We start from the raw sequence: 22,064 nt of genomic DNA, 5'->3' as shown, positions 1-22,064 counted from the left end.
TTAATTAGCTTGCACAAGCTTGACAAGCTGCCTGGAACATCCAAACCAGTTTTTCTTGCTCTTTTATGTAATCACTCATTTGTGAAACAGTGCCTTCATCACCGGCTTCGCCGGCAAGGGCTAAAATCTCCCGCTGTTGTGCAAGCAACACTTTAAAGCCTTCTAGCGTGCCTTTTAAACAAGTAATTGCGCTGCTTACAGCGATATCTTCTTTAATACGTGCGAGAGTTAAATACTGACTGAATGCGTTATTTGGTGTATAACCCAAAGTTAAAATACGTTCTGCAACTCCATCTACTTTTTCCACAAGGTCAGTATAAACTTCCTCAAATTTTGCATGTAATTCAAAGAAATTGACGTCTTTAATATTCCAGTGATAGCCACGCACGTTGGTGTAAAAAACTTGGTAAGTCGCTAATAATTCATTTAACTTTGAAGCCAACATTTCTGATTGAGCAGTATCTAAACCAATAAATGTTTTTGACATAATATTTCTCCTCTACTTTTTTATGGTTTGCTAATCTTATTAAGTAATAAAAAAGATAAACGATCTAAATCACAAGACCGAGTATTTTATTGGTCTGAGTATAGAAAAAAGTTCATAATAGAGCAAGTTGTTACACTAAATAGAATTGATAGATTTTAAAAATAATATTAAATTAAGGACAATAAATGAGCGAAGTCAGCCAACCGCAAGTTGAAAAATCAAAAAATACACGCCAAAAAGCATTAGGTGTTTTCTTTTTTATTTTGATTCTTATTAGCCTCCTGACAGGACTGTATTGGTTCTTTTTTGTAAAAAACTACCAAACCACCGAAGATGCCTATGTGAGTGGCAATCAAGTGATGATTTCCGCACAAATTGCCGGTAACGTGCGACAAATTAACGCGGAAAATATGGATTTCGTGCACGCCGGCGATGTGTTGCTGGAGCTTGATGACGCCGATTATCAACTGAGTTTCAGCCAGGCACAAAACACGTTGGCAAGCGCCGTACGTCAAATTTCACAACTGGGTTATACCGTCAAACAGCTTGAAGCTACCGTTCAAGCCAACCAAATTGGGCTGAATAAAGCACAGGGCGATTTAGCACGTCGCGAAATGCTCGGGAAAAGCGGCGCCATTGATAAAGAATCGCTACAACACGCCAGAGAGGCGGTGATTACGGCAGAAGCCAATTTAAAAGCCGTTAAAAATCAACTTGCCGCTAATCAATCGTTACTTCTGAATGTGCCGCTTAAAGAACAACCGGAAATTCAAAAAGCCATTAGTTCGCTAAAACAGGCTTGGCTAAATTTACAACGCACCAAAATTGTCAGCCCGGTGGACGGTTATGTGGCGCGTCGAAGCACGCAAGTCGGGCAAAAAGTCGTTGTGGGCGGTGCATTAATGGCGGTCATCGCCAGCGACCAAATGTGGGTCGATGCCAATTTTAAAGAAACCCAACTAAAAGATATGCGAATCGGGCAGCCGGTAAAATTGTCTTTTGACTTATATGGTCATGATGTGAAATTTGACGGCAAAGTGGAAGGCATTGAAATGGGCACCGGCAGCGCATTTTCTTTATTACCGGCACAAAATGCCACCGGCAACTGGATCAAAGTGGTGCAACGGGTACCGGTACGCATTAGCTTAGATGCACAACAACTCGCCCTTTACCCCTTGCGAATCGGCTTATCAACCTTGGTTGAGGTGAATATTGCCGACACAAGCGGTGAAATGTTATCGCAGAAGAAACGCACCACGCCGCTCTACGCCACCAACACCTTAGATTACGACCAAAGTGCGGTGGAAAATCTGATTGAAAAAATCATCAAAGACAATACCAACTAAGGTTTTGGAATGATGCAAAAACCGATTGAAGGCGTCGCCCTTGGCATAATCACCTTGGCGTTATCCCTCGCCACATTCATGCAAGTGTTGGATTCCACCATCGCCAATGTAGCGATTCCCACCATTGCGGGCGATCTCGGCGCGTCATTCAGCCAAGGCACTTGGGTCATCACATCTTTCGGGGTGGCGAACGCCATTTCCATTCCTATCACCGGCTGGCTTGCTAAACGCTTCGGCGAGGTAAAATTATTCTTAATTTCCACCGCACTTTTTGTCTTCGCGTCTTGGCTATGCGGCATTTCCCACAGTTTGGAAATGTTGATTTTATGCCGCATATTCCAAGGGTTGGCGGCAGGCCCGATTATTCCTTTATCACAAAGTTTACTGCTCAATAATTATCCGCCGGAAAAACGCGGAATGGCGCTGGCATTTTGGGCGATGACGGTAGTTGTGGCGCCGATTTTCGGCCCGATTCTCGGCGGCTGGATTAGCGACAACCTACATTGGGGCTGGATTTTCTTTATTAACGTGCCCATCGGTTTAATCGTGATTGGTTTAAGCTGGAAAATTTTAGCCCCACGGGAAAGTAAAATTCAGCATCAACCGATAGATACCGTGGGCTTAGTCTTGTTGGTGTTAGGTGTCGGCTGTTTGCAACTAATGCTGGATCAAGGGCGCGAACAGGATTGGTTCAATTCCAATGAAATCATTATTCTTGCCGTAGTTTCCACCGTTACCTCAACCGCGTTGGTGATTTGGGAGCTAACGGACGACAACCCTGTGGTGGATATTTCCTTGTTTAAGCAACGCAATTTTACCGTCGGTTGTTTATCCACCAGCCTGGCATTTTTGATCTACCTCGGCTCTGTCGTGCTAATCCCGTTATTGCTTCAACAAGTGTTCGGCTATACCGGCACTTGGGCAGGCCTGGCTTCCGCACCGGTGGGTTTATTTCCGATTTTGCTGTCTCCACTCATCGGCAAATTCGGTTATAAAATAGATATGCGAATTTTGGTCACCATCAGTTTTGTGGTGTACGCCATCACCTTTTATTGGCGCGCCGTTACCTTTGAACCTAATATGACATTCATTGATGTGATATTACCGCAAACGGTGCAGGGCTTGGCGGTTGCCTGTTTCTTTATGCCGTTGACAACCATTACGTTATCGGACTTACCGGCACATAAAATGGCGTCGGCTTCAAGTTTATTCAACTTTTTGCGCACGCTTGCCGGCTCTGTGGGGACCTCGCTCACTACGTTTTTATGGTACAACCGTGAAGCCGTTCATCACACCCAACTCACCGAAGCCATTACGCCGTACAACCCTATCGCACAACAGTATTATCACATGATGGAACGTTTCGGCATGAGTGAAGAACAAACCTCTTCCCTACTTGCCCGCAATATTACTTCGCAAGGCTTTATTATCGGTGCTAACGAAATCTTTTGGCTGTCTGCGATTATGTTCCTTATCTTGTTCATCTTAGTTTGGTTCGCCAAACCGCCTTTTGGCGGCCGTCATTAAAAGTGCGGTAGAAACTTTGATCGTTTTATTTTATATCGCATAAGATATAAATCATAATTTATACTTTAGAAGATATAAAGCAAACTCTATACTTCATAGCGTATAAGGAGAAAAAAATGGTTATTACCACCGCAAAAATGCTTTCTCATGTTATTCGGGAATTTCGCTATCAAGGCAACCTCGCACAAACAGATGTCGCCAAACTTGCCGGCACCACCCAAGCCAGAATATCGGCTTTTGAAAATGAGCCGGAACGCACGAAATTAGAAACATTATTTAAAATTTTGGCAGGATTAGAGTTAGAACTTATCGTGCAACCACGCAAAAAATCCGCTGTTACGGAGAATTTAATCAGCGAACCAACACCAGCATTTTATGATGATGACGAGGCATGGTAATGAAGAGTACTATCTTAAAAGTCGTAATGAATGACTTGCCGGTCGGCGAATGGTGAAGAGCGCGACGGAATTTCAATATGCCCCAAAATGGCTTGATTCTGCGCGCTCCCGTCCAATTTCATTATCATTGTCTTTATCCCATAGGGTTTATCGAGGGGATCCGGTTTACAATTTCTTCGATAACCTTTTGCCCGACAATGAACAAATTCGTTCGCGCATTCAACAACGTTTCCAGACCTCGACCAAATCCCCCTTTGATTTGCTTTCGGCTATTGGGCAGGATTGCGTTGGGGCGATTCAACCTTAGCACGGTGAAAGTCGCTCCATTCGGCAAATTTACACGGAACCATTAAATGATAAAGAAGTGGAAAACGTGTTGAAAAACTACCGCACTTTTCTCCTTGGCATGGAGGAAAGCGAAGATTTCCGAATCTCTTCGGCGTACAGGAAAAGACAGCACTGCTGTATTACCAAAATCAATGGCATCACCCTCTGCACTCTACAGCAACCAGCCATATTTTTAAACTTCCTATTGGTATGGTGGCCCAAGGTCAACTTGATCTTTCCAGCAGTTGTGAAAATGAATGGATTTATTTAAATATCATGAAAGCGTTCGGCTTGCCTGTACCTAATAGCAAAATTCATCATTTCGGCGACACCAAGGTGCTGATTGTAGAACGCTTTGATCGTCGTTGGTCAGAAAAAGGAAACTTGCTTATTCGCTTACCACAGGAGGATATGTGCCAGGCACTTAATATTGCCCCGGCTCGAAAATATGAAAATGACGGGACCCCGGCATTCTCCAGATTATGTCGCTGCTCAACGGTTCTTCTTATGCCCAAATAGATCGGAAGCAATTTTTTCAAGCTCAAATCATTTTTTGGCTACTCTGCACCATTGATGAACACGGCAAAAATTTTTAGCCTGTTTCTAGAACAAGAAAATCGTTATCGGCCGACACCTTTTTATAATGTGATATCCGCTTATCCGCTAATTAAACGTAACGGACTGCAAAAACAAAAGTCAAAATGGCAATGTCGTGGTACGGTGAAAATAAACATTATTTATGGGGTAAAATCCAACTTAGCCACATATTCAACACTGCCAAACTCGCAGGATTAGCAAAAGAAACCGTAGAAGAGATTTTAAACGGGATTAGAAAAGCAGATAAAAAAGATAAACTAAAAGTGCGATGGATTTTCACCGTACTTTTACTATAAAAATCTAATTTGTATATTCAATTTAATAAAAAACTCGCCATCTTTTTCATAAATATGACCAAAATCATGTCTTGATGAACTAGGCGTATCAAATTTTGTATTACAGTATAAATAATCTTCAAAAGCATTCTTACTATAAATATGATAACAAAGAAGCTCTCCGTCTTCTTTTACAACCAAATACCCGCCTGTAGCATCATATTTTCCTAACCAAACATCATCAGGACGCATACCTAAAGCTACATCATTAAGAAAATGTTTTATCTTATATTCGTAATAATTATGATTACAATTCAAATTATAATTTAATGGATTTAATTTATTAATATATTCTGTTACACCTTCTATTTTATTTAATTTAGTAGAGTAATAAGCTACTACCATCTCAGCAAAAATATTAGGTAATTTGCTATCTATTAATGTAAGATTATTTGAAAATTTACAACTTTCAACATTGATAAACTCTAACTTACCACCTTGGTTGAAAACTTCTTTTACCCTATTTTTTATCCCTTCAATAGAATTAATATTTTTAACACTATTTTCTTTTAGATTATTTATCTTAAATATGAAGTTAGTAGCTTTACTTGCATTTAATAGCGTTGCAGGACTTCCAAGTTGAGACTTAATACTAAATCCTAAAGTTGGAGTAATACCTGTTCTTAAGTCATGGACAACAATATGTATATCGCTTTTTGACAAAGAGCTTGCGCTAAGATGAGTAAACCCAAGAGACTGCAAGAATTCTTCAATACCAGGAATAGAAAACGCTCTATTTCCTGAAGAGTTTTTTATTTCTGATAAAAGAAATACTGCTTGTTCCTTAAATTTAGAGATCGGAACTGTTAAATTTCTATTATTATATTTAACTACAATATTTTTATGCTCTTTATCAACTATATATGAACCATTATAATTTTTTTCCTTTCGAAGGATAGATAAAATAGGCATTACAATCCCAAGTTTATTTAATTGAGCATCGCCTAAATAAAGCTGCCCATCGGCTAACAGCTTAAAAAGAGCATAAGGCTCACTCCACTCGCCTCTATTACCGGAAAAGGATTCCATCATAATAAATTTCCTAACTTTTCTAAGATTTGCTGACCAGTAGCTTGAACAGCAGGTACAGCCACCGAATTACCGAATTGTTTATACGCTGAAGCATCTGCAACAGGAATAACATAACTATCAGGGAATCCTTGTAATCTAGCCCATTCTCTCGGAGTCATTTTACGAATTCCTTCACGGTTGACCTCTCCTTTAATATTTGTAGTTGGCGTAAAATCTGTAATCCTAGGATCAATCACAAGATTGCGTTCACGTCCCATACCACCTACTACAATCGCATTAGCTATTCCATCATCGGGAATAATTTCATAACCAAAGCCATTACCCTTACTTTCATGTCGTTCTTTATGTTTTCTTAACGTATCAATATACTGTGTTGATAAATAATATTTAGTAGGAACCGGGTTTTCTTCTCTGATATCTGCGAATGTTACGGTTTTATTTAAAGCTTCAGGATAATTAAAACTATTGATACCAGTTTTTTTATGAAACCCTACAATATAAATTCTTTCTCGATTTTGTGGCACACCAAAATTCTTAGCATTAATAATTTCCGGCTTAGGGACAAAATACCCCAAATCTTCCCTTAATACATTCAAAATAGTTTTTAGTGTCCTACCTTTATCATGATTCGTTAATCCTTTTACATTTTCCAAGAAAAATGCTTTAGGTTGATGACGTCGAATAATCTCTGCTACATCAAAAAATAAAGTTCCCCTGGTATCTTCAAATCCACCACGTTTTCCTGCAATAGAAAAGGCTTGACAAGGAAAACCTGCACACAAAATATCAAACTTTTTAGGAATAACACTTTTTGTTTCTTCCAACGTAATATCACCATAAGGTAAATCACCAAAATTAGCTTCATACGTTTTCTGTGCCTGCTCATCCCATTCACTGGAAAATACACATTTCCCCCCTAAATTTTGCATAGCTATTCGGAAACCGCCAATACCGGCAAATAAATCAATAAAGGTAAATTTTTCCTTTATGTCTGACTTAAATATGGCATCTTGTTCAAATAAGCTATATTGTGCAGCAGGTTCTTCCACCAAGCTATTATCTAACACATCTTTCATAAATTGCTTTCTGTATTTCCAAACTAAACTTTTCAGGATTTTTTAATACATCCTTTCCCCAAAATCGAAATATTACCCAACCTTCAGAAATAAGATGCTCATTTACTTTCCTATCTCTCTCCATATTGTGCTCAATTTTCGCAATCCAAAAATCTTGGTTACTTTTAATATCATATTTTCGAATTTCCCAATCCTTTCCATGCCAAAACTCACCATCAATAAAAATGGCAATTTTATACTTTTTAAAACTCAGATCAGGAGTGCCAAAAATATTTTTATCATTCTTACGATACCTTAATCCCAGATTCCACAAATGCTTAGCTAACAGTAGCTCGGGCTTAGTTCCCTTACTCTTACTACTTGCCTTCATACATTTTTTACGCTGTTCAGGAGTTAATTTATCCATAGTTGATATCCCTATAACAGGAAGTAAATTTAACTATCCTGTATAAACTGACTACAACGCCTCAATAGCCTTATACTGCTCACGGATTTTTTCCAATCCGGATTGATATTTAGCCATTTTTTCGCGTTCTTTGGCGATGACGGACTCAGGGGCTTTAGCGACAAAGGCATCGTTGCTGAGTTTGCTTTCGATGCGTTTGACTTCGTTTTGATATTTTTCAATCTCTTTGGTCAAACGGGCGAGTTCGGCGTCTTTGTTAATGAAACCCGCCATCGGTACGAGGATTTCGGTGTTGCCGACCAATTTTGCCACCGCTAACGGGGCTTGTTCGCCTTCCTTAAGCACGCCGACACTATCCAACTTCGCCATAGATTGTAAAAGTGCGGTCTGTTTTTCCAGTATTTTTTGCTCGCCCGCAGGAATATTACGGAATAATAAATCTAAACCTTTGCTCGGCGCAATGTTGCATTCGGCGCGAATGTTACGCACAGAGACGATGACCTCTTTCAGCCACGCGATTTCCGCTTCTGCGTCTGCATCAAACGCCGTCATGTCCACTTGCAGGAATGGTTGCAACATAATGCTGTCGGCGTCAATGCCGACGAAACCTTTCACTTTCTGCCAAATTTCTTCGGTAATGAACGGGATCACCGGGTGCGCTAAACGCAATAATTTTTCTAACACGAGCACCAAGGTTTGGCTTGCCGCGCGGATTTGTGCTTGATTGCCGTTTGCGAATACCGGCTTAGTGAGTTCCAAATACCAATCGCAGAATTGGTTCCAAGTGAATTCATAAAGCGCGTTGGCACATAAGTCAAAGCGGAATTGGCTTAATGCGTTGCGGAAAGTTTCCACAGTGCGATTGAATTCAGATTGAATCCAGCGATCGGCGACGGAAAATTCAATTTCGCCTTGGCTTAAATCCAGCTTTTCATTGGTAAGCACGAAGCGGCTGGCGTTCCATAATTTGTTGCAGAAATTGCGGTAGCCTTCCAAACGTTTCATGTCCCAGTTAATGTCGCGACCGTTCGTTGCAAGGGCGGCGAGGGTGAAACGTAAAGCGTCGGTGCCATGCGCCACAATGCCTTCCGGAAATTCTTTGCGGGTGGATTTGGCGATTTTTTCCGCAAACTGCGGTTGCATCATGTTGCCCGTGCGTTTTGCCACTAAATCCTCAAGGCTGATGCCGTCAATCATGTCTAATGGATCGATAACGTTACCTTTGGATTTCGACATTTTCTGCCCGTTTTCGTCACGAATTAAGCCCGTCACATACACGGTTTTGAACGGCACTTGCGATTTGCCGTTTTCGTCTTTGATGAAGTGCATGGTGAACATAATCATGCGCGCCACCCAGAAGAAAATAATGTCAAAGCCGGTAATCAGCACATCCGTGGAATGGAACATTTTCAATTCTTTGGTTTGTTGCGGCCAACCGAGGGTGGAGAACGTCCATAAACCGGAGGAGAACCAGGTGTCCAGCACGTCTTCATCTTGCTTAAGTTCCACATCAGAATTTAACTGATATTTTGACCGCACTTCCGCTTCACTGCGCGCCACATAAATGTTGCCTTCCGCGTCATACCACGCCGGAATGCGGTGTCCCCACCAAAGTTGGCGGGAAATACACCAATCCTGAATGTCACGCATCCAGGAGAAATACAGGTTCTCGTATTGTTTCGGCACAAATTGAATTTCGCCGTCTTCCACCGCTTTAATCGCCACTTCCGCGAGCGGTTTCACCGAAACATACCATTGGTCGGTCAGCATAGGCTCAATCGGCACGCCGCCGCGATCGCCGTAAGGCACTTTCAAATCATGCGGTTTGATTTCGTCCAAAAGACCAAGGGATTCAAAATCCGCCACGATTTTCTTCCGCGCGGCGAAACGTTCCAAGCCTCGATAATCTGCAGGAATAATGGCTTCATAGCCTGTCATCGGCTTACCATAAGTACCAATAATTTCCGCTTCGTCACGAATATCCGCGTTCAGCGTCAACACGTTGACCATCGGTAACTGATGGCGTTTGCCTACTTCGTAGTCGTTGAAATCATGCGCCGGGGTAATTTTCACCACGCCTGTACCGAACTCGCGATCCACATAGTCATCGGCAATAATCGGAATTTCACGGTTTGCCAACGGCAGTACAACAGTTTTACCGATTAAGGATTGATAACGTTCGTCTTCCGGGTGAACGGCAACGGCGGTATCGCCCAACATGGTTTCCGGACGGGTAGTCGCCACCACTAAATAATCTTTGCCGTCCGCCGTTTTCGCGCCGTTCACCAGCGGATAACGGAAATGCCACAGGCTGCCTTTGGATTCTTTATTTTCCACTTCCAGATCGGAAATGGCGGTGTGCAATTTCGGATCCCAATTCACCAAACGTTTGCCGCGATAAATCAAGCCTTCTTCGTGCAAACGTACAAACACTTCTTTCACTGCGTCGGAAAGACCGTCGTCCATTGTGAATCGCTCACGCGTCCAATCCACGGAGTTACCCAAACGGCGAATTTGTTGGCTAATGGTGCCGCCAGATTGTGCTTTCCACTCCCAAATTTTGTCGATAAAGGCTTCACGACCATAATCATGACGGGTTTTGCCCTCTTCCGCCGCAATTTTGCGCTCCACCACCATTTGGGTCGCAATGCCCGCATGGTCGGTTCCCGCTTGCCAGAGGGTGTTATGCCCTTCCATGCGGTTAAAACGAATTAAGGTATCCATCAAGGTTTGCTGAAACGCGTGCCCCATGTGCAGGCTACCCGTCACATTCGGCGGCGGAATGGCAATAGAATAACTCGGCGCATTCACCTCTTCCGATGGTTTAAAATAACCGCTTTCTTCCCAGTGTTGATAAAGGGCTTGTTCTACCGCAGACGGATTAAAACGGTCTGCCATTTCGAATTTTTGTGTCATTGTTTTTCTCTATTTAATTAATTTTGAGCCCAAATTTTTTAAATTATCAGCTATTTCATCAGATTTAACGAAAGCTGAATCTAGATATCGCTCTCTCATTAGCTTCATTAAATCATAAATACTAATTTCTTTAATTAAAATATCTGGAGACTGCTTATCTTCTATTAATCTCGTTTCACCTTTAGTTATGATCCAAATTTGTTTATCTGCATTTTCATTAAATGAAATAGTTTGCTTTACTATTTTACCACTGTATGTAGAACCAAAATTATAGTTAATATTCGTAGAGCTTCTTATGATTTGAGATTCATAATTATTAATTTGAATCATTTTTTCTTGCTCCCATACAGATGTAGGTTTTAAAGTACAATCATAAATAACCTCCAATTTATGTCCATTTGTAGATACACTTGATACTTTAAATATACCATCAGCTCTTCCTCCTGCATTATGCTTTGGAACAGCATAAATTTCTGAAATCCCTAAAGATTTCAACACAAAGAAAGTAAAATCTTCGAAATCAGATCCGCTATAAATTTTTTCTAAGCTTGATTCTAAATTTACAAAAAACATATCAGTTAATGCTTTTGTATCTAATTCTTCTTTTGCAACACAAGATTTAGTTTCATTTTTTCTAATTAATTTTAATTCATTAGCAAAACATTTATCATCAATAAATTTAGGAATAAAACTAACAGCATCTCCTTCTTTTAATTCTTTAGCCTCTTCCTCTGATAATGAGGTCTTGTAAGAATCCTTCTTGCAAAAGAAATCATTTCCTTGCTTCTCATTAACTTTATTAATTATAAAGTTACCATCGTCTAGTATCTTCTTTATAGTTGATTCTAAGCGTTTCTCAGCAAGTTCTATATCATTGGCAAAAGCTCCTGTTTCTGTAATTTTAGGAGTAAATTTAACTAATGCACCTTCTACTAAGGATTTTATGTCTTTCTCAAAGAGTTTATCCTCATAAGAAGATTTCTTACACAAAAAGTCTCTTGATTGATTCTTATCTATTTTGTTAATAATAAGATCACCATTATCAAGAACTTGTTTAATTGTTGATTCAACTTTATTCATAACAATTCCTTTTATACTGCCAAATTAAATTTGATTATATAAAACTCGGATAAATCCCCAGAATCACCTCTTTCAACTCCGCCAACGTCATATTTTCCTGCTTGGCATGCTCTTCCGTCAATTCATCAAGGGTAATCGGGAAAACGCTTAATACTTCAATGGTGCAGAAATATTGATTATCTTCAAACCGCCCCACACGCAAAATATCACCTGTTTTAAAATCCTAATCGGATAAGTTGTTCCAAAAGACGATTACACCAGTTAGGGATATTTTCTGAAAGTAAAATGATTTCTTTTGTGTCTAACACCTGAAAAATCATTCTGTGTTTTTCGCCGGAATTATCCCAGATAATAGTTTCATTGCTTAGCAATACAGCGTTAATTAAATTTTCCAGACTAATTAAATAACGTCTCTTAATCGTTTCTTCATCAATGAAATGTCCGCCTGTTTTTACTCTGGCTCTTACCCGCGCAATATTAATTTTGGGGCTATCCACACCAATATAATTAAGTCGAACCGTAAAGCCGCTCTCTTTACTTTTTCGCATACGTTGTAAAACAGACTTTCCGGAAAGTGTTGACTCCATTGAAAAATCAATATGTTGCTTAATGGCAAAATTAAATAATTCAATCGCTTTTCTTCCAGCTTCAATATCGGCAAGACGAGGATTTTCAGGGTTTAACTGCATGGCAATATTGTCGGAATCAATAACAATCTGCACAGAATCATGCCCAAAACCACGTAATGTAGATTTACCGGCACCGTTTGTTCCGCAGTAAAAAATTGCAAGATTATTTGGCATACTCAATTACACGAATTTTTCCATCCGGATGATGTTCAATAATATCCCCGTTAGAACGTTGAAAAGTAACCACTTCATTCTTTTTCTTTTCAGCCATCCAAGCCGTCATTAGCACATCTAATTCATGCTGCTTTTTTAGTAACTGTTCACGCGATGTCATTCGTCCACCTTCTCTATCATATTAAAAGTGCGGTTATTTTTTTTAGTGTTTTTTGCCTATCCTATAACTTCACGCTTTATTTTATATTCCCGCCTGCTCCGTACTCAATTCCCAACCCAATTGTCTCAACTGTTTATAACGCTCCCGTGCCAGGGCTTTTTGTTGTTCTTCGGCAGGTACAAAATCGATAATTTGGTTAAAGCTGTTGATGAATTCCGGCAGTTGCGGTTGTAAATTAATCAGCAAATCGCGGCTTTGTGCGTTACGTTTGCCTGTCCAGCTGATTTCGATGGGCGTAGCATACGTGGTGGCTTCGCCGGAAAGGTTGTGCGGGACAAATTCGTCCGGTTCCCGTTGCCAAAGGGCTTCATCAATATTGAGCGCCTGGGCTTCGTTTTCACACGCCAACAGAACCCGTTTTCCCAAACGCCAGGCAGATGCCGCCAAATTACAGGCAAGGCTTTCCACCGCCGACAAATTCGACAGTGCGGGAGAGGCATCAGAAAGCAGGTAAAATTGCGCGTTTTTTGGCATAAAAAGCCCCAAATATGAAAAATGAATCGCAAGATTTTAGCGGAAATCAGCCCAAATAGAAAATGTTAATTTCCGAAACGTTTTGCAAACGGACCGCACTTTATGATCTAGGTCACAAAACCATTTTTCTGTTTACAATTTCGGTTCATAGATCCATTTACCAATGCTAGAATTCGGCTAATCTTGTTAATCATTAAGAGGTAATCACAATGGCATTTCGCATTGAAAAAGACACTATGGGTGAAGTTCAAGTTCCGGCAGACAAATATTGGGCTGCGCAAACCGAACGTTCCCGCAATAATTTTAAAATCGGTCCTGCGGCATCTATGCCACATGAAATTCTCGAAGCCTTTGGTTATTTGAAAAAAGCGGCGGCGTTCGCCAATGCGGATCTCGGCGTATTGCCTGCGGAAAAACGCGATTTAATCGCGCAAGCCTGCGATGAAATTTTAGCCAACAAATTAGACGATCAATTCCCGTTGGTTATCTGGCAAACCGGCTCCGGTACGCAATCCAACATGAACGTGAACGAAGTGGTGGCAAACCGCGCACACGTGTTACACGGCGGTAAATTAGGTGAAAAATCCATTATTCACCCAAATGATGATGTGAATAAATCCCAATCCTCCAACGATACTTTCCCGACAGCAATGCACATTGCGGCTTATAAAAAAGTGGTGGAAACCACCATTCCTGCGGTAGAACGTCTGCAAAAAACCTTTGCGGCGAAATCCGAAGCTTTCAAAGATGTGGTGAAAATCGGTCGTACGCATTTAATGGACGCAACCCCGCTCACATTAGGTCAGGAATTCTCCGCTTATGCGGCGCAATTGCACTTCGGTTTAATCGCGTTGAAAAACACCCTGCCGCATTTGCGCCAATTAGCCCTCGGCGGTACGGCTGTGGGTACAGGCTTGAATACGCCTAAAGGTTATGACGTGAAAGTGGCGGAATACATCGCGAAATTCACCGGCTTGCCGTTCATCACCGCCGAAAACAAATTTGAAGCCTTGGCGGCGCATGATGCCATCGTGGAAACACACGGCGCATTACGTCAATTAGCCACGAGCCTGTTCAAAATCGCCAACGACATTCGTTTATTGGCATCAGGTCCGCGTTCCGGTATCGGCGAAATCCTGATTCCGGAAAATGAACCGGGCTCTTCCATCATGCCGGGTAAAGTGAACCCGACCCAATGCGAAGCCATGACCATGGTGTGCGCACAAGTGTTCGGTAACGACACCACCATCGCGTTCGTGGGTTCACAAGGTCATTTCCAATTGAACGTGTTCAACCCGGTAATGATCGCCAACTTCCTGCAATCCGCCCAATTATTGGCGGACGCCTGCGTTTCCTTCGACAAACACTGTGCAAGCGGTATCGAACCGAACTATCCGCGCATTAAACAACAACTTGAAAATTCATTGATGTTGGTGACCGCACTTAATACCCATATCGGTTACGAAAATGCGGCGAAAATCGCAAAAACCGCACACAAAAACGGTTCCACCTTGCGTGAAGAAGCCATTAACCTCGGTCTGGTTTCTGCCGAAGACTTCGACAAATGGGTGCGTCCGGAAGACATGGTGGGCAGCTTAAAATAAGGCTTACCCTTTGAATTAAGCCATTAATAATAAATAAAGACGGGATCAATTTCTCGTCTTTTTTGCTATAATCGCCCACATAAATTTTTATGACGGACTTTTTATGAAATTAAAATCGCTGTTAATCATTTTAACTTTATTTCCTACCGCACTTTCGGCGCACTGGCTTAATGTCGGAAACGCCGATTATAACTGGGGTCCGTTCCTCGTTTATACCATCGATTTAGAAACGGAAAACGGGGCTTATGAAGCCAATCAGTTGCCGTTCATGCTTTCCTTTAAATACGAAAAACCTATTGAGGGCAAAAATTTCGCCATCAGCCTGGCGAAAGAAATGGAACATCTCAAAGTGGATAAAGCGCAAGGCGATTTGTGGTTGAAGCAAATGCAGCAGATTTTTCCCGACTTCTCGCCTAACGACATTTTGCGTTTTGTCGCCCTGCCGGAAAAAAGCTATTTCATTTTAAACGACACCATTTTGGATCATGAATTCGAGCCGCAATTTGCACAAGCACTGATTAGCATTTGGTTGTCGCCGAACAGCAACTTTATTCAATTACAACCGCAGTTACTGGGCAAAGAAAAAAATGCAAACTCACCGGAGAAGTTTAAACGCACGCCGGAAGTGGATCCGCTGGGCGAAGATGACGCCAGCCCTCAACTGCCGCCGAATTTTCAATTTCAGGATCAAAATCCGGAATTCGGTTAACGGCCTGTTATGCTTCCCTACAGGAATAAATTCGGTTAAAAATCGCCTGTTTAATGCCACATAAAAAGCCGATACGTTTCACCCAATAACCCCCAAAACCAACACCGCAAATGAGCGGATTTTCGTCTTTGGATTCGGACACTAATTTATGCACTTCATTGAGCAAAAACGTCATGTCGTGACGTGGGTGCAACGTGCTGTAATTAACAAAACGCACATCGTCGTCAATAAATTTTAATTCCATCACTTTTTCATGATTACAAAATTACCGGAATCAAAACCGTGTAAATAAATAATCATTTTATTACCCCGACTTAATTACGGATTTTCTGCTCTAAATATAAAATCATTTGTAACGCGATATTAATACCGCTGGTTTTCTCAATCATCTCAAGCCCCGGGCTGGCGTTCACTTCCAGCACCAGCGGACCTTTTGCCGAGCGAATCAAATCCACACCGGCAACATCTAACCCCAGGGCTTTGGCAGCTTGCAATGCGATCTGCTTTTCCTGCTCGGTCAATATGACCTTTTCCGCCGTTGCGCCACGATGACAATTGGCGCGAAATTCACCGTTTTGCCCGACCCGTTGCATGGCGGCAACCACCCGCCCGCCAATCACAAAACAGCGTAAATCCGTGCCGTCGGCTTCCGTTACAAATTCCTGCAACAACACCGGCACGTCTGCCTGTTTTAGAGTTTCCAAAATACTGACCGCACTTTGTGCCCGCTCCGCCAGAATCACGCCGATGCCCTGCGAACCACTCAGGGTTTTCAAAATGGTCGGCGCACCGATATGTTGCACCGCATGATTGGCATTCACTTCAATGCCGGCAAGTAAGGAATCCGGCACGGCAACGCCTTGTTGCAATAACATTTGCAGGCTGAGCCATTTATCACGGGCATTACGGAAGGCATCAGCGTTATTCAAACAAGGAACGCCCCGCGCTTGGAAATAATGCAACACGCGACAGCCCATAAGCGTACTGGTGGTGCCGAAGCGGGGTAACACCGCGTCATAATGTGGCAAAAGCTGCGCCTCACTTTCCGCGTCCGTTTGATAGTACAACGCAAAGTGCGGTGGATTTTTTTGGAGTTTTATCAAACAACGATTGGGATCCAAAATATCCATTTGATGCCCGTTTTCCTCCGCCGCATCCTTGAGCCGTTGGCAACTATATAAACGTGGCTCACGACACAACATTAAGAATTTCATATAGAATTATTTTTTCACGAAGCCCTGTTGCTGCAAATAAGTCAACACGTTCGGACGAACCGGTTTATCCAGACTTTTAATCACATTGCGCGACCAATCCATGTCAATGTTGCTGCGCTGACGATAATAGTCGGCGACCGTTGCGTTATATTCGTCAAGTTTGGCGGTATCCAACGGCTGATAGCGGTTTTCAAAGAACAGGGTCTCTCTCGGTAAGCGCGGTTTGCTCGGCGGATCCTGATCGGGATAACCCAAACACATTCCCACTATCGGCAGACAATGTTCCGGCAGATTCAGCAATTTGCCCACCGCTTCCATTTCATTACGCAAGGAACCGATATACACCCCGCCTAATCCCAGACTTTCCGCCGCCAACAGCACGTTTTGCGACATAATGCCGGTATCCACCGCGCCGATCAGCAACACTTCCGCATAATCCAGCTGCGCCGTCGGGCAAATTTGTTTGTGCTTATTAAAATCGACGCAAAACACCCAAAATTCCGGGGCGGATTTCACATATTCCTGATTGGAGCTATACACCATCATTTGTTCACGAATTGCCGGATCAGTAATACGCACGATGGAAACACATTGCAAATGATTGGAGGTAGAAGCAAAACGCGCCGCGTTGACCAAACGCTCAATAATTTTGTCATCAACGGGTTCATTGGTAAAACGACGAATAGAACGGTGGGCTAAAATACAATCTAAGGTTTCGGAGGTATATTTTTTCTCAGACATAAAAATTCCTTGTGTAGCACATTAAACTCGCCATATCTTACACCAATTACAATAATGCCGAAAAACACTTTATTCTTTTTTCGCGAATCCTTAAAATCAGCACAAATTCACTCAAAAAGGAAACATTATGTTCGTTACAATTTATGGTCGCCTAAGTTGCCCTTATTGCGTTCGCGCCAAAACCTTAGCGGAAAAATTAAAAAATGCCGTGGAAAATTTTGATTATCGTTACATCGACACTATTGAACAAGGCATGAGCAAAGAAGACATTGCCAAGATCATCGGCAAGCCGGTACAAACCGTGCCGCAGATTCTGATTGATGACAACCCCATCGGCGGTTGCACCGATTTTGAAGCCTTAATGAACGAGCAGTTTGGCGATATTGATTAATTTCGCTTAATAAAAAAGTGCGGTGAGAAAAACATTTAGATTTTTCTGTATGATAAAACAATAGTACAGTCTACTCCGCTAGAATAATTTGCTCAAATCCCGAACAATGATTTTCCGCCGCCAAACGCTGCCGCGGGTCAAATAATTGTCACGGAACCTCACGCGCCGCGCCGTCGGAAAAGTCACACTCCACCGAGATTTTCGCTTCGTTGAAATCCTCCTTCAGTTCCATTTTAATGAAAAAATCCTGCAAATACTGCGCGTCCCGTTCCAACAGATAAACATCACGAAAAATCCCTGGTATACGGAATTTATCCTGATCCCCCGGTAACTGCCATCACACCATTTCGGCACGATAACGGTGAGGCTATCCTAGCCTAACTGTAAATAATTCGTTACATAAGATTCAGAGATGCAATAACTGATTTGGCTATAATCTACATTTGGTGATTTGCCCGGGGAATAAAATAGGCGTGGTGGTGATGTGTATAAATCCTGAAAACAATTAGATAATATCATGACAAAATCCTTACAGTGGAATGAAAATGTTTAATAAATTTCACCTAAGATTAAGATTTTGTGACTTATATCACGATCTTTGTTTTACAGAATGTAAAATTTAAAATACAATCTTCGTCAACTTTTAAATACACAACAAGGAAAATCTATGAACAAAACCATAGGCAGTACGCTGCTAGTGGCAGGAACCATGATTGGCGCGGGCATGCTGGCAATGCCGCTCACCTCCGCCGGCATCGGATTTAGTTTCACTTTACTTTTATTATTAGGCTTGTGGGGATTACTTACCTTTACCGCGCTGTTATTCGTAGAACTTTACCAAACCGCACCGAGCGACGCCAGCATCGGCACCCTTGCCGAACAATATTTCGGTCGCCCGGGACGCATTATCGCCACCGCCGTATTAATCATTTTCTTATACGCCCTCATCGCCGCTTACATCAGTGGCGGCGGCTCCTTATTGGCTGACACACTGCCGACCATCGCCGACGGCGACACCACCGGCAAAATCGCCGTATTAATTTTTACACTTTTCTTCGGCGCATTTATCGTCATCGGTACGCACAGCGTCGATAAAATCAACCGCTTATTATTTTTCACCATGCTCGGCACATTCATCGTGGTATTGGCACTCATGTTGCCGGCGATCAAATTCGATAATCTCATGGCAATGCCCATTGATAACGCCCTCATCATTTCCGCCGGTCCGGTATTTTTCACCGCATTCGGCTTCCACGGCTCCATTCCAAGCCTGAACAAATACCTCGGCGGCAATGTGAAAGCCCTGAGAATCTCCATTTTGGTCGGCTCGGGTATCACCTTATTCGCCTACATGTTATGGCAACTTTCCACCCACGGCTTGCTGACCCAAAACGCGTTTTTACAAATCTTACAACAGGATGCTACGCTGAACGGTTTGGTCACCGCCACCTTAACCATTACGCAAAGCAGCATCATCGCAAACGCAGTAAAAATCTTCTCAACCCTGGCGCTAATCACCTCATTTTTAGGCGTCGGCATCGGCTTATTGGAATGTATCGAAGACTTGCTGAAACGTTCATTTAATGTTCACGCAGGACGCATTTCTCTGGGTTTATTCACATTCGTTCCGCCTATCATCTTCGCCCTGTTCTACCCGCAAGGCTTCATTTTAGCCTTAGGCTACGCCGGACAAATGTTCGCTTTCTACGCCGTCGTCCTACCGGTCGCCCTCGTCTGGAAAGCACGTAAAATCCACCCGAACCTGCCATACAAAGTCTGGGGCGGCAATTTAACGCTGATGGTGGTTTTGGTCTTAGGCGTGATTATCACCTCCATCCCCTTCGCCATCCGCGCGGGCTACTTGCCGTTTGTGGTGGGGTAAAAAACACTGAAAAAACCGACCGCACTTTGCTCGGGAAGATCAAAGTGCGGTCGGTTTTTAAGATGGATTTTAATGAGGCGTATTACTGCCCGTAATAAGCGTTTTTACCGTGCTTACGCAGATAATGTTTATCCAGCAATTCTTGTTGCATCGGTTGTAGATTCGGGCGGAGTTGGCGGCTGAACAGGTTCATGTAGCCGATTTCTTCCAGCACCACCGCGTTATGCACGGCGTTGTCGGCGTCCGTTCCCCAGGCGAATGGGCCGTGGGAATGCACCAATACGGCAGGGACATCTTTCGGCTCGATACCGCGTTTGCGGAAGGTTTCCACGATAACTTTGCCGGTTTCTAATTCATATTCGCCTTGAATTTCCGCCGGGGTCATTTTGCGGGTGCAAGGAATGGCACCGTAGAAATAGTCGGCATGGGTGGTGCCTGCGGCGATAAGATCTTCGCCGGCTTGTGACCAGATGGTGGCGTGGCGGGAATGGGTGTGCACGATGCCGCCGATGGTCGGGAACTCGCGATACAATTCCAAGTGGGTCGGCGTGTCGGAAGACGGTTTTTTGCTGCCTTCAACCACTTTGCCGGTGAATAAATCCACCACCACCATGTCTTCGGCGGTCATGACATCGTATTCCACGCCGGATGGTTTAATCACTACCAGATTTTTTTCGCGCTCAATGGCGGAAACGTTGCCCCAAGTGAAAGTCACCAAATTGTATTTCGGTAACGCCATATTCGCTTTTAAGACTTTTTCTTTAAGTGCTTCTAACATGGAAAACCACCTTCTTTCATTTTTTGTTCAATCCAACGACGGGCGTTAATAATTTCCGCAATCGGTTCTTCCGCTTTTTCCGTCCACATTTCAATTAAGAATGCACCGCGATAATTCAATTCTGCCAATGTTCTGAAACAGGCGGCAAAATCCACACACCCCTCACCGAACGGTACGTCACGGAATTGTCCTTTGCAGGTGTCGGTGACTTTGTAAGTGTCTTTCAGGTGAATGGCGGAGATTTTGTCGATGCCCAGCTTCAATTCTTCCGCCACGTTATCGTTCCACGCACTTAAATTGCCGAGATCGGGATACACGGTGAACCACGGCGATTTGATAATGTCATCCCATTTTTTCCAGCGACTGATGGAGCTCATAAATTGCGTATCCATAATTTCCACCGCCATAGTCACTTGATTACTTGCCGCCAGTTCCACCGCCCATTGCAAGCCCTCTTGGAAGCGTTGAATAGTGCCTGCGTCCTGCTCTTCGTAATATACGTCATAACCCGCCAACTGAATGGTACGAATGCCTAAATCGACGGCTAATTTAATGGCTTTTTCCATGATTTCATGAGCTTTAGCGCGGGTTGCTTCGTCACGACTGCCGAAAGGGAAACGACGATGCCCGGAAAGGCACATGGAAGGAATAGTGACGCCGGTTTTGATAATGGCTTGCACCAACTGAATGCGTTCTTTTTCGCTCCAATCCAAACGCGCCAAACGCTCATCGCTTTCATCGATAGAAATTTCGACAAAATCAAAACCGCAGGCTTTGGCGATGGACAGGCGATCCTGCCAGCTAATATTTTTCGGCAGGGCTTTTTCATAAATACCCAATTTATGTTTTCTCACAATACACTCCTTTACTTATGGATCAGCAGTACGCCACATCAGGCAAGAATAACCTCTAATCCTTTGTCTCTTAATTCTTGAATAATCTTTGGATCGGCTTCTTTTCCAGTCACCAGTAAATCAATATCTTTCAATTCGCTAAACAACATGCCTACTTCACGTCCGAGCTTTGAGCTGTCAACCAACGCAACCAGTTTGCTGACCTTGGATAAAATATGCTGTTCCGAATTAGCGATAATCATATCCGTTTTGTATAAGCCGTCTGTGGTCATGCCTTTGCCACTGGTAAACATAATATTGGCGGCATAAGCCGGTTCGTTAGTGGAGTTCAGGGATAGAGTCACCGCTTTATTTTTATTGTATTGACCGCCCATAATGACGACATCGTCATGATTATGTTCAATGAGGAAATTAGCCAAAGGCAAATAGTTGGTAATGATCTGTACATTGCGTCCGCACAGGCTATCCGCCAGCATTTGCATGGTGGTGCCGCAAGTCAGTACGACACTTTGCCCATTTTCACAAAGTTTTGCTGCGGCTTCGGCAATGCGTTGTTTTTCTTCGGCATTATTAACAACACGGGGCTGTGCATATTTTTTACCGTTAAGGGCAAGGTATTCGGCGCCGTTGCGGACTTTCCTAAGCAACCCTTGCGCATTTAATTTATTAATATCGCGACGTGCTGTTGCCGGCGAGATGTTAAAGGTATCGATAATTTCGTTGGTCGAAAGAAGGGTTCGCTCTTTCAGTAAATCTAATATTTGATTATGACGATAACGTTCGTTCATTATGTTTTCCTTTTCATTTCCTACATCCATAACCTAATGAACCGCCTGAGAATTGCCGCCGCTAAAAAGCGACGGCAAT

At 42.8% G+C, this 22,064-nt stretch carries 24 protein-coding genes and 2 pseudogenes; 10 read left to right on the top strand and 16 right to left on the bottom strand.

Annotation, left to right across the window (positions count from 1 at the left end; translation table 11 throughout):
* Window positions 1-4: 4 nt before the first annotated feature.
* Window positions 5-487, bottom strand: coding sequence for a Dps family protein (locus DK423_RS03765; protein WP_005558972.1), 483 nt, complete (start codon window positions 485-487; stop codon window positions 5-7).
* 185 nt (window positions 488-672) lie between these two features.
* Here DK423_RS03765 and DK423_RS03760 point away from each other — a divergent pair, with 185 nt between their 5' ends.
* From DK423_RS03760 to DK423_RS03735, 6 genes are all read left to right on the top strand, one after another.
* Entirely contained in the window at window positions 673-1,833 is a 1,161-nt protein-coding gene (locus tag DK423_RS03760) for an EmrA/EmrK family multidrug efflux transporter periplasmic adaptor subunit (RefSeq protein ID WP_005558970.1), read from the top strand.
* A 9-nt stretch (window positions 1,834-1,842) separates the two neighbouring features.
* Window positions 1,843-3,360: a DHA2 family efflux MFS transporter permease subunit gene (locus tag DK423_RS03755; RefSeq protein WP_005558968.1), complete on the top strand. Its 1,518-nt coding sequence runs from the start codon at window positions 1,843-1,845 to the stop codon at window positions 3,358-3,360.
* A 116-nt stretch (window positions 3,361-3,476) separates the two neighbouring features.
* Complete coding sequence (locus DK423_RS03750) at window positions 3,477-3,758, top strand: helix-turn-helix domain-containing protein (RefSeq protein WP_005558967.1); 282 nt, start codon at window positions 3,477-3,479, stop codon at window positions 3,756-3,758.
* A gap of 115 nt (window positions 3,759-3,873) precedes the next feature.
* A complete protein-coding gene (locus tag DK423_RS03745; protein ID WP_233114996.1) occupies window positions 3,874-4,065 on the top strand; it encodes a HipA N-terminal domain-containing protein in 192 nt (63 codons plus the stop codon).
* Window positions 4,066-4,217: 152 nt separating this feature from the next.
* Window positions 4,218-4,604 carry a HipA domain-containing protein gene (locus tag DK423_RS11280; protein WP_316245598.1) on the top strand — a complete coding sequence of 129 codons (387 nt, stop codon included), beginning with the start codon at window positions 4,218-4,220 and terminating at the stop codon, window positions 4,602-4,604.
* Between the two features lie 182 nt (window positions 4,605-4,786).
* Window positions 4,787-4,978 carry a hypothetical protein gene (locus tag DK423_RS03735; protein ID WP_005558956.1) on the top strand — a complete coding sequence of 64 codons (192 nt, stop codon included), beginning with the start codon at window positions 4,787-4,789 and terminating at the stop codon, window positions 4,976-4,978.
* Here the strand turns inward: DK423_RS03735 and DK423_RS03730 are convergent.
* From DK423_RS03730 to DK423_RS03695, 9 genes and pseudogenes are all read right to left on the bottom strand, one after another.
* A complete protein-coding gene (locus tag DK423_RS03730) occupies window positions 4,973-6,049 on the bottom strand; it encodes an HpaII family restriction endonuclease (protein WP_005558954.1) in 1,077 nt (358 codons plus the stop codon). The genes DK423_RS03735 and DK423_RS03730 overlap by 6 nt on opposite strands.
* Window positions 6,046-7,125 (bottom strand): DNA cytosine methyltransferase, encoded by a 1,080-nt coding sequence (locus tag DK423_RS03725; protein WP_005558952.1) that lies wholly within the window; start codon window positions 7,123-7,125, stop codon window positions 6,046-6,048. Before DK423_RS03725 ends, DK423_RS03730 begins: the two co-directional genes overlap by 4 nt.
* Entirely contained in the window at window positions 7,106-7,531 is a 426-nt protein-coding gene (locus DK423_RS03720; RefSeq protein ID WP_005558950.1) for a very short patch repair endonuclease, read from the bottom strand. Before DK423_RS03720 ends, DK423_RS03725 begins: the two co-directional genes overlap by 20 nt.
* Before the next feature lie 51 nt (window positions 7,532-7,582).
* A complete protein-coding gene (locus tag DK423_RS03715) occupies window positions 7,583-10,447 on the bottom strand; it encodes a valine--tRNA ligase (RefSeq protein WP_061886756.1) in 2,865 nt (954 codons plus the stop codon).
* Window positions 10,448-10,456: 9 nt separating this feature from the next.
* Window positions 10,457-11,527, bottom strand: coding sequence for a hypothetical protein (locus tag DK423_RS03710; protein WP_109043876.1), 1,071 nt, complete (start codon window positions 11,525-11,527; stop codon window positions 10,457-10,459).
* Window positions 11,528-11,561: 34 nt separating this feature from the next.
* Window positions 11,562-11,747, bottom strand: a pseudogene (locus DK423_RS03705) (ASCH domain-containing protein); the annotation flags it as partial.
* A complete protein-coding gene (locus DK423_RS03700; protein ID WP_005558943.1) occupies window positions 11,743-12,330 on the bottom strand; it encodes a zeta toxin family protein in 588 nt (195 codons plus the stop codon). The pseudogene DK423_RS03705 and the gene DK423_RS03700, both read right to left, overlap by 5 nt.
* Entirely contained in the window at window positions 12,320-12,490 is a 171-nt protein-coding gene (locus DK423_RS11105) for a hypothetical protein (RefSeq protein WP_005558941.1), read from the bottom strand. Before DK423_RS11105 ends, DK423_RS03700 begins: the two co-directional genes overlap by 11 nt.
* An 81-nt stretch (window positions 12,491-12,571) precedes the next feature.
* Window positions 12,572-13,024, bottom strand: a complete 453-nt coding sequence (locus DK423_RS03695) for a DNA polymerase III subunit chi (RefSeq protein ID WP_005558938.1) — start codon at window positions 13,022-13,024, stop codon at window positions 12,572-12,574.
* Between the two features lie 209 nt (window positions 13,025-13,233).
* Between DK423_RS03695 and fumC the strand changes: the two genes are divergently transcribed.
* Both fumC and DK423_RS03685 read left to right on the top strand, forming a co-directional pair.
* The gene (gene fumC / locus DK423_RS03690) at window positions 13,234-14,628 is read left to right on the top strand and encodes a class II fumarate hydratase (protein WP_005558936.1); all 1,395 of its coding nucleotides are present in this window, start codon (window positions 13,234-13,236) and stop codon (window positions 14,626-14,628) included.
* Between the two features lie 103 nt (window positions 14,629-14,731).
* Entirely contained in the window at window positions 14,732-15,337 is a 606-nt protein-coding gene (locus tag DK423_RS03685) for a hypothetical protein (protein ID WP_005558934.1), read from the top strand.
* Between the two features lie 34 nt (window positions 15,338-15,371).
* Here the strand turns inward: DK423_RS03685 and DK423_RS03680 are convergent.
* The 3 genes and pseudogenes from DK423_RS03680 to nfsA all read right to left on the bottom strand — a co-directional run.
* A pseudogene (locus DK423_RS03680) lies at window positions 15,372-15,637 on the bottom strand (YqiA/YcfP family alpha/beta fold hydrolase); the annotation flags it as partial.
* Between the two features lie 14 nt (window positions 15,638-15,651).
* On the bottom strand, window positions 15,652-16,551 hold the full coding sequence (locus DK423_RS03675) for an ATP-grasp domain-containing protein (protein WP_005558930.1): 900 nt from the start codon (window positions 16,549-16,551) through the stop codon (window positions 15,652-15,654).
* A gap of 6 nt (window positions 16,552-16,557) precedes the next feature.
* Entirely contained in the window at window positions 16,558-17,292 is a 735-nt protein-coding gene (nfsA, locus tag DK423_RS03670; protein WP_005558929.1) for an oxygen-insensitive NADPH nitroreductase, read from the bottom strand.
* A gap of 127 nt (window positions 17,293-17,419) precedes the next feature.
* Here nfsA and DK423_RS03665 point away from each other — a divergent pair, with 127 nt between their 5' ends.
* Window positions 17,420-17,683, top strand: coding sequence for a GrxA family glutaredoxin (locus DK423_RS03665; RefSeq protein WP_005558927.1), 264 nt, complete (start codon window positions 17,420-17,422; stop codon window positions 17,681-17,683).
* Window positions 17,684-18,350: 667 nt separating this feature from the next.
* Complete coding sequence (locus DK423_RS03655; protein ID WP_005558923.1) at window positions 18,351-19,565, top strand: aromatic amino acid transporter; 1,215 nt, start codon at window positions 18,351-18,353, stop codon at window positions 19,563-19,565.
* Window positions 19,566-19,647: 82 nt separating this feature from the next.
* Here the strand turns inward: DK423_RS03655 and araD are convergent, their stop codons facing one another.
* Genes araD through ulaR form a run of 3 tightly spaced genes read right to left on the bottom strand, consistent with a single transcriptional unit; the run spans window position 19,648 to window position 21,985 of the window.
* Window positions 19,648-20,343, bottom strand: coding sequence for an L-ribulose-5-phosphate 4-epimerase (gene araD / locus DK423_RS03650; protein ID WP_005558922.1), 696 nt, complete (start codon window positions 20,341-20,343; stop codon window positions 19,648-19,650).
* The gene (locus tag DK423_RS03645; protein ID WP_005558920.1) at window positions 20,337-21,197 is read right to left on the bottom strand and encodes an L-ribulose-5-phosphate 3-epimerase; all 861 of its coding nucleotides are present in this window, start codon (window positions 21,195-21,197) and stop codon (window positions 20,337-20,339) included. Before DK423_RS03645 ends, araD begins: the two co-directional genes overlap by 7 nt.
* A 38-nt stretch (window positions 21,198-21,235) precedes the next feature.
* The gene (ulaR, locus tag DK423_RS03640) at window positions 21,236-21,985 is read right to left on the bottom strand and encodes an HTH-type transcriptional regulator UlaR (RefSeq protein ID WP_005558918.1); all 750 of its coding nucleotides are present in this window, start codon (window positions 21,983-21,985) and stop codon (window positions 21,236-21,238) included.
* Window positions 21,986-22,064 lie beyond the last annotated feature (79 nt).

Source organism: Aggregatibacter actinomycetemcomitans (genome assembly GCF_003130205.1).
Classification (GTDB): Bacteria; Pseudomonadota; Gammaproteobacteria; order Enterobacterales; family Pasteurellaceae; genus Aggregatibacter; species Aggregatibacter actinomycetemcomitans_A.
The sequence above is the reverse complement of the archived record's forward strand: the minus strand, read 5'-3'. Positions and strand labels throughout refer to the sequence as shown.